The following is a 12,778-nucleotide window of genomic DNA, read 5'->3' as shown; positions in this document are numbered from 1 at the left end:
CGGAGTGGCCGCCCTCATGTCACATCGATCTTCCCTTACGGGCGCCAAGGTGACGAACGGGTTCAAACCCGTACACCACTCCCGTGGACGCTAACGGGTCTCCTTCTTCTGTTTTCTGCCGTAGTAGGTGGGGTGGACACTCAAAAAGCCTTTTGGGGAAACCCCTCGGGCTGGGCGCCGATAGCAAGCCTTCGGCCTGCCCGACCCGCCGTGAGTGGGGTGAACCCGTGACTCGTCCCTTTGGTCTTGGCTTTCGTCATCGTGTGCTGGGGGTCGGGGTTGGTGTGATCATGATTGACGTGTTCTCGGCGCTGCCTGGCGTGCCGTCGGCGTGAGGTTGGATACGCTCGCTCACCGATGGGAATCGCCTGGTTGGACCCGATGCGGAGGCCGCCGGCGGGCCGGGTGCTCGCGGCGCTCTCGGTGCTGCCCGCGCTGGCCGTGGCCGGGTGGCTGCTGGCCGCGCTGCCGCTGCTCGCGTTCGGCGTCTACCGGCCGGTGGTGGCGATCCCGCTCGGGCTGGCCATGGCGGGGCTGCTGTGCTGGGCGGGCACGCGCGGGCTGGTCAGCGTGGCGGAGGACGCCGACGGACACGGGCCGGTCGACACCGTGCGGGCCACGGTGGGGCAGGTGGCCGCTGCTGTGGCGGTCGCTGTGGGGGCCGGGGTGTTCAACGGGGTCATGCACGGTGAGCAGCTCGCCGTCCGGCGTGACCCGTCCACCTACGCGCAGTACGCGATCTGGCTGGCGCGGGAGGGGTCGCTGCCGATCCCCGCGCGGCCGGAGGCGTTCGGCGGGGCCGACCCGTCGCTGATCTTCGAGAGCGTCGGCTTCTACGCCGTCGGCGACTCCGTGGTGCCGCAGTTCATGCCGGGCGCGCCGATGCTGTTCGCGCTCGGGGAGTGGCTCGGCGGGCTGTTCCTGGCCCCGGTCGTGCTGGGGGCGCTGGCGGTGCTCGCCGTGGCCGGGCTGGCGGCCCGGCTGGCCGGCGGGCGCTGGGCCCCGGTGGCGGCGCTGGCGTTCGCCTGCTGCATGCCGATCATCTACACCTCGCGCGCCACCTTCAGCGAGATCCCGTCGATGCTCCTGCTGCTCGGCGGGCTGGCGCTGGTGCACGACGCCCTGTACGGGCACGGGCGGCGGATCGGGGCGGCGCTGGGCGGGCTGACGCTCGGGCTGGCCGTGCTGGTGCGGGTGGACGGCCTGCGTGACGTGCTGCCCGTGCTGGCGTTCGCCGGCCTGCTCGTCGCGATGGGCCGCCGGTCGCCCGGCCGCCACGGAGGGCTGGGGCCGCCGCTGCTGGCCGGGCTCGCCGCCGGGGCGGGCCTCGGCCTGGCCGCCGGTTACGGACTGTCGCGGCCCTACCTGACGTACCTGTCCAGCTCGATGCGGCCGCTGCTGCTGATCTGCGCCGCCGTCCTGGTGCTGACGCTCGCCGGTACGGTGGCCGCCCCGCTGCTGGCCAGGCTCAGACCGCCGGGCTGGCTGCCGGCGGCGGGGGCGACGCTGGTGGCGCTGACCATGGCCGGGCTGGCGGTGCGGCCCTGGCTGGTGACCGTGCGCAGGGTCCCCGACAACGTCGACGACCGGCTCACCGCCACCTTCATCGAGCAGATCCAGAAGGCCAACGGCCTGCCGATCGACGGCACCCGCCTGTACTTCGAGCACACCCTGCACTGGGTGGCGTGGTACGTGGGCGTCCCGGCGCTCGTGCTCGCCACGCTGGCCGCGGCCGTGCTGACGCACCGGCTGCTGCGCGGCCGCGGCCTGCCATGGCTGCTGCCGCTGGCGGTCATCGGCTGGGCCACGCTCACCACGCTGCTCCGCCCGGCGATCACCCCCGACCACCCGTGGGCCGCGCGCCGCCTGGTGCCGGTGGTGATCCCCGGCGTGATCCTGCTGGCCGTGTGGGGGGCGGAGCGGCTGCGCGAGCGGGCGGGAGAGGGCAGGTGGCGCGGCTGGGTCGTGCCGGTCTGCGCGCTGCTCCTGGTCGTGCCGCCGGCCGTGACCTCGATCGGCACCGCGTTCACGCCCGTCGGGCGGGGCGAGGCGGCCGCGGTCGCCGCCATGTGCGCGCGCATCCCGCCGGACGCCTCGGTGCTCATCGCCGAACGGGTCACCGCCGACCGGTACACGCAGGTCGTCCGCGGCGCCTGCGGCGTCCCGGCCGCGGAGGTGCGCCAGGTGGAGGGCGACACCGCGCCGGAGTCCGACGTGCGCCGCCTGGTCGAGCAGGTGCGGGCCGCCGGGCGCACCCCGGTCGTGCTGGCCGCCGAGGAGGGGCAGGTGGCTCCGTACGGTCCGGTCACGCAGCTGATCGGGCTGGTCACCCGGCAGGACGAGCGGTCGCTCACCGAGGCGCCCGACGGCACCTGGTCACTGCGGATCAACGTGTGGATGGCCCTGCCTTGACCTGTGATGTGCACTCGGCCACGGACCGGGCAGAGTACCCTCGTCCCACGTGAGAACGCTCCGAGCCCCCGCAGCAAGGTGGACCCGCCGTGGATGAGGAAACCCCGTACGTCACCATCGTCCTGCCCTGTTACAACGAGCAGGACCATGTCATCGACGAGGTCGACCGCATCACCAAGGCGATGGACTCGAGCGGCTACACCTACGAGCTGGTCGCCGTCGACGACTGCTCGACCGACGAGACGCTGGCCAGGCTCAAGGAGGCCGCGCCGCTCTACCCCCACCTGCGCATCCGGGCCTTCCACCGCAACGGCGGCTCCGGCACCGTGCGCAGGATCGGCACGCAGGAGGCCAGGGGCGAGATCGTCGTCTGGACCGACGCCGACATGACCTACCCCAACGAGCGCATCCCCGAGCTGGTGCAGATCCTCGACAAGGACCCGACGATCGACCAGGTCGTCGGGGCGCGCACCAGCGAGGAGGGGTCCCACAAGCTGCTGCGGGTGCCCGCCAAGTGGGTGATCCGCAAGGTCGCCGAGATGCTCGCCGGGCAGAAGATCCCCGACCTCAACTCGGGGCTGCGGGCCTTCCGCAAGTCGGTGGCCAAGCCCTACCTGCGGCTGCTGCCGCCCGGGTTCTCCTGCGTCACGACGATCACGCTGTCGTTCCTGTCCAACCAGCACGACGTCTACTACCTGCCGATCGGCTACGCCAAGCGGGCGGGCAAGTCGAAGTTCAGCTTCGTCTCCGACGCCTACCGCTACATCCTGCAGGTGCTGCGGATGATCATGTACTTCAACCCGCTCAAGGTGCTCATGCCGCCGGCGCTCTGGCTGGTCGGCATCGGGCTCGTGAAGGGCGCGTGGGACATGATCCAGCACCCGTTCTACTTCCCGGCCAACACCGTGATGATCTTCCTGTCCGGGATGCTGATCGGTTCGGTGGCGCTGCTGGCCGACCTGATCGTGCGGTCGCGGGGAGACTGAGCGTGCGCGTCGCGATCGTCGGCCCCACCTACCCCTACAAGGGCGGCGGGGCGCAGCACACCACCGAGCTGGCGCACCGGCTGGCCGCGCTCGGCCACGACGTGGTCATCGAGTCCTGGCGGGCGCAGTACCCGTCGTTCCTCTACCCGGGGCAGCAGACGATCGACGCGCCGGAAGGCGTCCCGTACCCGAAGGTGCTGCGCGAGCTCGACTGGCGCAGGCCCGATGGGTGGGTGGCCGCCGGGCGGCGACTGCGCGCCGCCGACCTGGTGGTCCTGGCCGTGCTCAGCCCGGTGCAGGTGCCGCCCTACCTGGCGATCCTGGCCGGGCTGCGGGGCCGGGCCCGGACGGTCGCGCTCTGCCACAACGTGCTGCCGCACGAGCGCAAGCCGTACGACCGGCCGCTGATGAAGGCGTTGCTCAGGCGGGCGGGGGTGGTGCTCACCCACTCCGAGCAGCAGGCGGGGGTGGCCCGCGAGCTGACCACCAGGCCGGTGCGGGTGGCCGCGCTGCCGCCGCACCTGCCGTCCACCCACGGCGCCCGGTCCGACCGGGTGCACCGGCGGCTGCTGTTCTTCGGCATCGTGCGCCCGTACAAGGGGCTCGACCTGCTGCTGCGGGCGCTGCCCGCGGGGGTGTCGCTGACCGTGGCCGGGGAGTTCTGGGGCGGGCTCGACGAGACGAAGGCGCTGGTCGGCGAACTGGGCCTGGCCGACCGGGTGGACCTGAGGCCCGGCTACGTCGCGGCCGAGGACGTGCCGGCACTGTTCGCCGGGGCCGACGCGCTGGTGCTGCCCTACCGCAGCGCCACCGCCAGCCAGAACGTGTGGCTCGCGCACGAGCACGGCGTGCCGGTGATCGCCACCCGGGTGGGGGCGCTCGCCGACCATGTCACCGACGGCGTCGACGGGCTGCTCGTGGAGCCGGGCAGCGCCGGCGCGCTCCGCGACGCGATCGAGCGGTTCTACGCCTCGGGGGAGCCCGAGAGGTTGCGGTCGGGGGTCAAGGCCGTCGACCCCGACCCGTTCTGGGCCTCGTACACCGCCACCCTGCTCGGCTGACGGCCCAGCAGGAACGCCAGCCCGGCGGCCGTCACGTCGGCGAGCGTGAACACCAGCCGCGACACCACCGCCACCGCGAGCGCAGGGCCGGTGCCGAGGATCGGGTGGAGCACCAGCACCAGCGCGCCCTCCCGCACGCCCACCCCGGCCGGCACCAGGAACGCGAGCAGCCCGGTCGACCAGGCGAACGCGTAGGCGCCGGTCGCGATCACGTACAGGTCCCAGCGGCCCGCGAGCATCCACGTGTGGAGCCCGTACACGAGCCAGCCGAGCACCGTCCAGGCGGCCGCGACCAGGACCGTGCGGCCGGGCAGCACGGAGTCGAGCGTGTCGCGGCGGGCCAGCCGCAGCGCCAGGTTGAGCCCCCAGGTGAGGATCTTCGGATGCATGCAGACGGCGATCACCGGCAGCAGGAGCAGCAGGTACCACGCCTGCCGCACCACCTCCTGGGTGGCCAGCGTGGCGGCGGCGATCGCGATGCCGACCCCCAGGTTGATCACCAGCGCCAGCGAGATGCACGCGAACGTGCGGCGCGGCGGGCTGCCGTGGTCGCGGCCCAGGTCCATCATCGCCGCGTACGCCCAGATCGCGCCGGGGATGTACTTGCCCATCTGGCCCACGAACATGATGCGCCCCGCGGTCCGCACCGGCAGCGGCGAGCCCAGCCCGGCCAGCACCTGCCGCCAGGCGAGCAGCATGCAGAACTGGCCGAGCAGCACGGCGGCGAACGCGCCGGCGACCCCCCACAGCGGGATCTCGGCGACCGCCGCCGTGGTGTCGGCCCAGTTGGCCGCCAGGCCGTAGCCCAGGAACCCGAGCGCGACCAGCGCGAGGACGATGCGCAGCAGGCGGCGGAACATCACGCAAGGGTACGGTGTCCGCCCAGGTGAAAGCCAGTTACCGCATCACGAACAGCGAGACGACGAGCGCGACCAGCGCCACCGCCGCCAGCACCGCCATGGTGATCTTCACGGCGCTGTACGGGCGATCGCCCTGCACCTCGCCGCCCACCCCGTTGACCAGCACCTGGTACGGCCTGCCTCCGTACAGGTAGGAGCCGACCCAGACCGGCAGCAGCACCAGCTTGAACGTGACGTCCGCGTAGCGGGTGTCGACGCTGTGCAGGCGCTGCACGTCGCCGCCGATGTCGCGCTTGCAGTCGGCGGCGATCACCTCGGCCATCTTGCCCTTGGCGTTCTCCAGGCCCGCCTCGGGTCCGGCGTCGTAGCGGAGGCTGTGGTGGCCGGCGACGAAGCCGGGCTCGAACGCCACCGCGCGCTCCAGCGGCCACGGCTCCAGCGCGTCCAGCCGCTCCCTCGGCACCCGGGCGGTGGCCGAGACCAGCACGTCGTCGAACGCCCTGGTCACCGAGCCGCTGGCCGGGTACCAGCGGGTCTTGCGCACCCGGCGGGTCTTGGTCTGGCCGTTGTCCGTATAGGTCTCGGTGACCCAGTAGTGGACGCCGCGCTGGCCGGAGTAGTGGGAGAAGGTGCTCGCGTCGAACGTCCAGTGGGGCAGGTAGGTGCTCTTCATCGACTCCGCCTCGGTGACCTTCTTGAGGCGGTTCGGGGCGAACCAGCGGGACCTGGTCCACGTGCGGAGCGCGTCGCGGGCGGCTCCCTTGTCGAGCGCGAACGGCAGCACGGCCTCCGGCGCGATCTCGTCGCCGGTGCTGCCCGCGACCAGCGCGGTGCCGCAGAACTGGCAGTCCTTGGAGATCGCGTCGCTCTCGGTGCGGGCGCCGCACCCCGGGCAGGTGAACTGGTTCGGCGCGATGGCCTGGACGCGGGGCTTGGCCAGGAACGCGTCGTAGGAGTGCTCGCGGACGTGCCGGGTGGGGGCGGCGATCGGCTGCTCGTGGCCGCAGTACGGGCAGCGCAGCACGCTGGTGCCGGGCGCGTACTGGACGCTCGCGCCGCAGCCCCCGCAGGGGTGGGTGGTGGGGGTGAGCGAGGTCATCGCGGGTCTTTCCGTACGGGGCGCCGGGGCGGTGAGGCCGAGGGAGCCGGTCAGGACGGCGGGAGCGGCGGCGGGGTGTTGTGCAGCAGGGCCGCCAGTTCGGGGACGTCGCGGGCGGGCGCCCACTGGGCCATGCCGGCCCGCCACACCAGCGCGTCGAGGGTGAGCCCGGCGGCGGCCAGGCCGGCCTCGTCGAACGGGCCGCGCCGCTCGCCGCCGACCCCGAGGAACCACTGGTGCTGCTGAGGGAGCGGCGGCGGCTGCTGGGCGGGCTGGCTCAGGGAGGCCGCCATCTGCTGGCCGGCCGCGATGCCCATGCCGAGGCCCATGCCCTCGCCGGCGCCGCCCGCGTTCTCCAGCGCGTTGGCCGCCTGGAACCTCGTGTACTGGCCCAGGTCGCCGGCCAGGCCCATCTGGGTGCGCTTGTCCAGCGCCTTCTCCACCTCGGGCGGGAACGAGATGTTCTCGAAGGAGAAGTTCGGGATCGACAGCCCCACGGTGGACAGGTCGGCGGAGAGGATGTCGGCCAGCTTCTGCCCCATCGCGTGCTGGTCGGCGGCCAGGTCCAGCACCGGCACCTGCGCCGCGCCGAGCGCCCCCGCCAGCCGGCCGACGATCATCTGCCGCAGGTAGCCCTCGACCTCCTCGGTGCGGAAGCGCTGGTCGGTGCCTGCCAGCTCGCGCAGCAGGCTCATCGGCTCGGTGACCTGGACCGAGTAGGAGCCGAACGCCCGCAGCCGCACCGGGCCGAACTCCGGGTCGCGCAGCATGATCGGGTTCTGCGTGCCCCACTTGAAGTCGGTGAACCGCCGGGTGCTGACGAAGTACACCTCGGCCTTGAACGGCGAGTCGAAGCCGTACTTCCAGCCCTTGAGCGTGGACAGGACGGGCAGGTTGCGCGTCTGCAGCGTGAACGTGCCGGGCGGGAACGCGTCGGCGATGTGGCCCTCGTTGACGAACACCGCCACCTGGGACTCGCGGACCACCAGCTTGGCGCCCATCTTGATCTCGTTGTCGTGCCGGGGGAAGCGCCACACGATCGTGTCACGGCTGTCGTCGAGCCATTCGATGATGTCGATGAATTCGCCGCGGATCATGTCCAGAAAAGCCATAGAGCACCCGCTTATTGGTGGTTCGCACTGGCGGGCACCGTACCAAAGCCGGATCGACTGATGGTCGCGGCGGGCGCGGGTACTGTTGGGCGTCGTGGGGAAGCAACGGGTCGCGCAGCTGGCCTACTCCGAGTTCCAGGCGGCGATGCTCGACGAGGAGAAGCGCCGGCGCAAGGCCGCGAAGATCATCGCGGTGCTGGAGCACTTCCACGGGCCGCTCGGCGGGCTGACCGTGGGCGACGTCGGCTGCTCGGCCGGGTTCATCGCCGACGAGCTGGCCGCGGCGGGGGCCAAGCACACGCTCGGCGTCGACATCGACGTGCCCGGGCTGCGCAGGGCGGCCGACCGGTTCGGCGAGCGGGTGGCGTTCGTCTGCGGCGACGGCACGGCGCTGCCGTTCCCCGACGGGTCGATCGACGTGCTGGTCTTCAACCACATCTACGAGCACGTGGTCGACCCCGACGCGGTGGTGGCCGAGATGCGCCGGGTGCTCTCCGACGAGGGCGTGCTCTACCTCGGGCTGGGCAACCGGCTGGGCGTCATGGAGCCGCACTACAAGCTGCCGTTCCTGTCCTACCTGCCGCCCTCGCTCGCCGACCGCTACGTGCGCGCGTCCGGGCGGGCCGACCACTACTACGAGCGGTTCCGCACCCGGCGCGGGCTGCGCAGGATGCTGCGCGCCTTCCACGTGTGGGACTACACGTTGCCCGTGCTCGCGACGCCGGAGCGGTTCGCGGGCGGCGAGCTGTTCTCCGGCGTCCCGGGCCGTGTGGCGCGCGCTCTCCTGGCCCGCACCCCCCGGGCGGCGCTCCGGCTGCTGCTTCCCCTCGTTCCCACGTACCTCTGGGTCGCGACCAAGACCCCGCGCCCGCCCGCGGGCCCCGCGCTCCCGCAGCCCCCCGAACGGGTCCGGCCGCTGTGACGGACGTCCCCCGGTCCGAGGCGTCGCCGTCCCTTCCGTCCGGTGGAGAGCCGCGTGCCGTGCCCGCCAGGCGGTGGGGGTGGCGGACGGCCGTGCGGGGCGGGTTCCTCGTCGTGGCGCTGGGGTTCGGGGCCTGGGCGGTGGCGTCGCGGTGGGAGGAGGTCGCCGCCGGGTTCCGGCAGCTGACGCCGGGCATGGTCGGAGCCTCGCTGGCCGCCGTGGTGGCGGCGCTGCTGGGCGCCATGCTGACGTGGCGGACGCTGCTGGCCGACCTGGGGTCGCGGCTTCCCGTACGGAGCGCGGCCAAGGTGTTCTTCGTGGGCCAGCTCGGCAAGTACATCCCGGGAGCCGTGTGGCCGATGCTCGCGCAGATGGAGATGGGCCGCGACCTCGGGGTGCCGCGGGCCAGGAGCGCGGCGGCGTTCTTCCTGATGATGCCGGTCCAGCTCGCAAGCGGGCTGCTGGTGGCGTTCGCCACGCTGGGCTGGGACCGGTTCGGATGGCTGCTGCTCCTGGTGCCGGCGCTGCTCGTGCTGCTGGAGCCCAAGGTGATCAACGCGGTGATCGGCTACGGGCTGCGCAGGCTGAAGCGGCCGCCGCTGGAGCGGCCGCTCACCCGTAAGGGGATGCTCGCCGCGCTCGGCTGGGCGTTCGCGGGCTGGGCCTGTTACGGGATCCACCTCTACTTCGTCGCCCCGCAGGGCGGGGTGGTCTTCGCCGTCGGGGCGTTCGCGCTGTCGTGGTGCCTGGGCATCATGACGTTCGTGGTGCCCGCAGGGGCGGGAGTCAGGGAGGTGGCCATGGTGGCGGCGCTGGCGCCGGTGATGCCCGCCGGACCGGCCATCGCGGTCGCGCTCAGCTCCCGCGTGGTGATCGTGCTGGGTGACCTGATCTGCGCCGGTGTGGCCGGATTGTCAGCGCGGCGTTCCTCCGTGTGATTTGGCGCACGTTTTGGGGGACGCTGGTCATAAGGTGGAAGAAGAGGGGGGCCGCCGGGTCCCACGTTGATCTTGAGGGGAGAAGATCACGTAATGCCTCGAGTGCTCGTCGACGCGGCGGCGGTTCCCGCCGACCGCGGCGCACTGATCAGATATGTCGACGGCTTGGTGGCGGCGCTCGACCGGGCGGGCGCCGACCTGGCGGTGGTCTGTCAGCGGGCCGACGCCGCCCGCTACAGACGCCTCGCCCCGTCCGCGCGCGTCCTCCCCGGTCCCGTCTCGATCACGAATCGCGCGGCCAGGCTCACCTGGGAGCAGACCGGACTGCCGCTGCTCGCCCGCCAGGCCGGGGCCGACGTGATCCACGCCCCCTACTACTCCATCCCGCTCCGCTCGGGCCTGCCGACCGTGGTGACGGTGCACGACGTCACCTGGTTCACCGAGCCCGAGCAGTACAGCCCGGCCAAGGCCTCGTTCTTCCGCTCCGCGACGCGTACCGCCGTGCGCCACGCCAACCGGGTGATCGTGCCGTCCAAGGCGACCAGGGACGAGCTCGTGCGCGTCCTCCACGCCGACCCGACCCGCATCGACGTCGCCTACCACGGGGTCGACCAGAGCCAGTTCCACCCGCCCTCCGAGGAGGAGACCAGGCGGGCGGCCAGCCGGTGCGGGCTGCACGGGCAGCCGTACGTCGCGTTCCTGGGCGCGCTGGAGCCGCGCAAGAACGTGCCCAACCTGATCCGCGGCTTCGCCACGGCGGTCAAGGACCTGGAGACGCCGCCGGCCCTGGTGCTCGGCGGCGGGGTGCACGAGGACGACGTCGACGCGGCCTGCCGCGAGGTGGAGGCCACGGTCAAGGTGGTACGGCCGGGCTTCCTGGGCGCGCCGGACCTGGCGGGGTTCCTCGGCGGCGCGCTCGTGGTGGCGTTCCCGTCGCGGGGCGAGGGGTTCGGGCTCCCGGTGCTGGAGGCGATGGCCTGCGGGGCCCCGGTGCTCACCACCCACCGCACGTCACTGCCGGAGGTCGGCGGCGACGCCGTCGCCTACACCGAGCCCGACGCCGGCAGCATCGCCGCGGGGCTCGCCGACCTGCTGGCCTCGCCCGAGAGGAGGAGGCGGCTCAGCGAGGCGGGGCTGCGGAGGGCACGCGAGTTCACCTGGGAAGCTTCGGCCGAGGCACACCTGTGCGCCTTCCAACGCGCGACGGAATAGTTCGGTAACCTCCCACAACTATGGAGAGCAGCTCTTTGCCAGACCTCGAGGCGATACTCCTGGTCGGAGGCCGTGGCACGCGCCTGCACCCGTTGACTCTCGGCACGCCGAAGCCGCTGCTGCCGACGGCGGGGGTGCCGTTCCTGGCCCACCAGCTGGCGCGCGCCCGCGCGTTCGGGGTGCGCCGGATCGTCTTCGCGACGTCTTACAAGGCGGCGATGTTCGAGCCGGTCTTCGGCGACGGGTCGGCGCTGGGGCTCTCCCTGGAGTACATGACGGAGGAGACCCCGCTCGGCACCGGCGGCGCGATCCGCAACGCGGCCCAGGCGCTCGGCTCGGGGCCATCGGATCCGGTCCTGGTGCTCAACGGCGACATTCTGTCGGGTCACGACATCGGCGAGCAGGTGCGCCTCCACCTGGCGCGCCAGGCCGCTGTAACGCTCCATTTGACGGAGGTGGAAGATCCGGCCCGGTTCGGTTGCGTGCCCACCGACGACGAGGGGCGGGTGACGGCGTTCCTGGAGAAGACGCCCAACCCGGTGACGAACCGGATCAACGCCGGCTGTTACGTGTTCACCCGGTCGGTCATCGACGAGATCCCGCGCGACGAGGTGGTGTCGGTGGAGCGCGAGACGTTCCCCGCCCTGATCGAGTCGGGGCGGCCCGTGCTCGGTTACGCCACCCGCACCTACTGGCTGGACGTCGGCACGCCGGCCGCGTTCGTGCAGGGGTCGCGTGACCTGGTGCTCGGCCGGCTGGAGTCGCCCGCGATGCCGGGGGCCACGGGCGAGTTCCTGGCGCTGCCGGGCTCGTCGGTCTCGCCGGAGGCCAAGGTGCAGGGCGGCACGTCCGTCTGCGAAGGCGCGGTGGTCGGCGCGGGCGCCACGGTGACCGGCTCGGTGCTGTGCGAGGAGTCCGTGGTGGAGCCCGGCGCCGTCGTCACCGACTCGGTCCTGGGCCGGGGCGCGCGGGTCCGCGGCGGCGCGGTGGTGCGCGACGCGGTGATCGGCGACGGCGCCGTCGTGGGGCCGGGCAACGAGCTGCTGGCCGGGGTGCGCGTCTGGCCCGGGGTGGAGCTGCCGGAGCGCGCGATCCGCTACTCCAGCGACGAGTGACCGGCCGTGCGCCTTCGTACGGAGGGTGAACGGGTGCGGGAGGGACGGGCCGTACGCCTTCGTACGGATGAGCTGGTGCGGGAGTGACCGGCCGTACGCCTTCGTGCTGGTGCGCTGAGCTGCGGGGGCACGGCAGACTGGACGGGTGAGGGAGCGTAGCTGGGTTCCGGACGGGCCGCTGGACGTGGGCCTGGCGCTGGCGCCGCACAAGCGGGGCGGCGGCGACCCGGCCTGGCGGCAGACGCCCGACGGCGCGATCTGGCGCACCTGCCGCACCCCCGGAGGGATCGCCACGCTGCGGGTGTCGGTGGCGGGCGGGCAGGTGCGCGGGCAGGCCTGGGGGCCGGGGGCCGAGTGGATGCTCGACGGGCTGCCGGCGCTGCTCGGCGCCGACGACGACGTCTCCGGGTTCGAGGCCAGGCACGAGATCCTGCGCGAGGCGGTGCGCAGGCACGCGGGGTTGCGGATCGGCAGGACGGGCCGGGTCATGGAGGCCCTGGTGCCCGCGGTGCTGGAGCAGAAGGTCGTCGGCCAGGAAGCCTGGCGGGCGTGGCGGTGGCTGCTGGGTCGCTACGGCGAGCCCGCGCCGGGGCCGGCCCCGGAGGGCATGCGGGTGGCGCCGGAGCCGTCGGTGTGGCGCGAGATCCCGGCCTGGCACTGGCATCGGTCGGGCGCGGAGACCGTGCGCGCGAAGACGATCGCGACCGCCGCCTGGCACGCCGCCAAGCTGGAGGCGGCGGCCACCAGCGAGGAGCTGGACCGGCTGCTGCGGGCGCTGCCGGGCATCGGGGTGTGGACGTCGGCGGAGGTGCGCCAGCGGGTCTTCGGCGACCCCGACGCGATCAGCGTCGGCGACTTCCACCTCGCCAAGATCGTGGGGTACGCGCTGACGGGGGAGAAGACCGACGACCCGGGCATGCTGCGCCTGCTGGAGCCGTATCTCGGCCATCGCCACCGGGCCGGTCTGTTCATCACGCTGACCGGCCGCCGCCCGCCGGCCCGCGGCCCCCGGATGGCCGCCAGGGACTACCGGTCGTTCTGACCGCGGTTCTGCGGTACCG

At 72.9% G+C, this 12,778-nt stretch carries 11 protein-coding genes; 8 read left to right on the top strand and 3 right to left on the bottom strand.

Annotated features, from left to right (window positions below):
* Positions 1-381: 381 nt before the first annotated feature.
* The 3 genes from ACZ6YG_RS36740 (at position 382) to ACZ6YG_RS36730 (ending at position 4,459) form a co-directional block, all read left to right on the top strand.
* Positions 382-2,412, top strand: coding sequence for a hypothetical protein (locus ACZ6YG_RS36740; RefSeq protein WP_466020516.1), 2,031 nt, complete (start codon positions 382-384; stop codon positions 2,410-2,412).
* Positions 2,413-2,501: 89 nt separating this feature from the next.
* Positions 2,502-3,398 carry a glycosyltransferase family 2 protein gene (locus ACZ6YG_RS36735; protein ID WP_148037069.1) on the top strand — a complete coding sequence of 299 codons (897 nt, stop codon included), beginning with the start codon at positions 2,502-2,504 and terminating at the stop codon, positions 3,396-3,398.
* Positions 3,399-3,400: 2 nt separating this feature from the next.
* Positions 3,401-4,459 carry a glycosyltransferase family 4 protein gene (locus tag ACZ6YG_RS36730; protein ID WP_364225659.1) on the top strand — a complete coding sequence of 353 codons (1,059 nt, stop codon included), beginning with the start codon at positions 3,401-3,403 and terminating at the stop codon, positions 4,457-4,459.
* On the opposite strand, the gene ACZ6YG_RS36725 is transcribed toward ACZ6YG_RS36730, so the two are convergent.
* The 3 genes from ACZ6YG_RS36725 to ACZ6YG_RS36715 are packed head-to-tail and all read right to left on the bottom strand — an operon-like array spanning position 4,363 to position 7,530.
* Positions 4,363-5,319 (bottom strand): lysylphosphatidylglycerol synthase transmembrane domain-containing protein, encoded by a 957-nt coding sequence (locus ACZ6YG_RS36725; protein WP_271276907.1) that lies wholly within the window; start codon positions 5,317-5,319, stop codon positions 4,363-4,365. The two genes, ACZ6YG_RS36730 and ACZ6YG_RS36725, sit on opposite strands and share 97 nt — an antisense overlap.
* A gap of 37 nt (positions 5,320-5,356) precedes the next feature.
* Positions 5,357-6,418, bottom strand: a complete 1,062-nt coding sequence (locus ACZ6YG_RS36720) for a TFIIB-type zinc ribbon-containing protein (RefSeq protein ID WP_466020515.1) — start codon at positions 6,416-6,418, stop codon at positions 5,357-5,359.
* Between the two features lie 50 nt (positions 6,419-6,468).
* Entirely contained in the window at positions 6,469-7,530 is a 1,062-nt protein-coding gene (locus ACZ6YG_RS36715) for an SPFH domain-containing protein (RefSeq protein WP_148037073.1), read from the bottom strand.
* 94 nt (positions 7,531-7,624) lie between these two features.
* Here ACZ6YG_RS36715 and ACZ6YG_RS36710 point away from each other — a divergent pair, with 94 nt between their 5' ends.
* From ACZ6YG_RS36710 to ACZ6YG_RS36690, 5 genes are all read left to right on the top strand, one after another.
* Complete coding sequence (locus ACZ6YG_RS36710) at positions 7,625-8,452, top strand: class I SAM-dependent methyltransferase (protein WP_466020514.1); 828 nt, start codon at positions 7,625-7,627, stop codon at positions 8,450-8,452.
* A 59-nt stretch (positions 8,453-8,511) separates the two neighbouring features.
* The gene (locus ACZ6YG_RS36705; protein ID WP_148037075.1) at positions 8,512-9,390 is read left to right on the top strand and encodes a lysylphosphatidylglycerol synthase domain-containing protein; all 879 of its coding nucleotides are present in this window, start codon (positions 8,512-8,514) and stop codon (positions 9,388-9,390) included.
* Positions 9,391-9,483: 93 nt separating this feature from the next.
* On the top strand, positions 9,484-10,602 hold the full coding sequence (locus tag ACZ6YG_RS36700) for a glycosyltransferase family 4 protein (RefSeq protein WP_148037076.1): 1,119 nt from the start codon (positions 9,484-9,486) through the stop codon (positions 10,600-10,602).
* A 35-nt stretch (positions 10,603-10,637) separates the two neighbouring features.
* Entirely contained in the window at positions 10,638-11,717 is a 1,080-nt protein-coding gene (manB, locus tag ACZ6YG_RS36695) for a mannose-1-phosphate guanylyltransferase (protein ID WP_246639343.1), read from the top strand.
* A 145-nt stretch (positions 11,718-11,862) separates the two neighbouring features.
* Complete coding sequence (locus tag ACZ6YG_RS36690; protein WP_466020513.1) at positions 11,863-12,759, top strand: DNA-3-methyladenine glycosylase family protein; 897 nt, start codon at positions 11,863-11,865, stop codon at positions 12,757-12,759.
* Positions 12,760-12,778 lie beyond the last annotated feature (19 nt).

This window comes from Nonomuraea sp. NPDC054003 (assembly GCF_055585125.1).
Note: the sequence above shows the minus strand (reverse complement) of the source record. Positions and strands in the feature narration are given on the sequence as shown.

Excerpts from the sequence above, each read along its gene's own strand:
- ACZ6YG_RS36720 (WP_466020515.1), bottom strand. The coding sequence starts at position 6,418 with ATGACCTCGCTCACCCCCACCACCCACCCCTGCGGGGGCTGCGGCGCG.
- ACZ6YG_RS36740 (WP_466020516.1), top strand. The coding sequence starts at position 382 with ATGCGGAGGCCGCCGGCGGGCCGGGTGCTCGCGGCGCTCTCGGTGCTG.
- ACZ6YG_RS36725 (WP_271276907.1), bottom strand. The coding sequence starts at position 5,319 with ATGTTCCGCCGCCTGCTGCGCATCGTCCTCGCGCTGGTCGCGCTCGGG.
- ACZ6YG_RS36715 (WP_148037073.1), bottom strand. The coding sequence starts at position 7,530 with ATGGCTTTTCTGGACATGATCCGCGGCGAATTCATCGACATCATCGAA.
- ACZ6YG_RS36700 (WP_148037076.1), top strand. The coding sequence starts at position 9,484 with ATGCCTCGAGTGCTCGTCGACGCGGCGGCGGTTCCCGCCGACCGCGGC.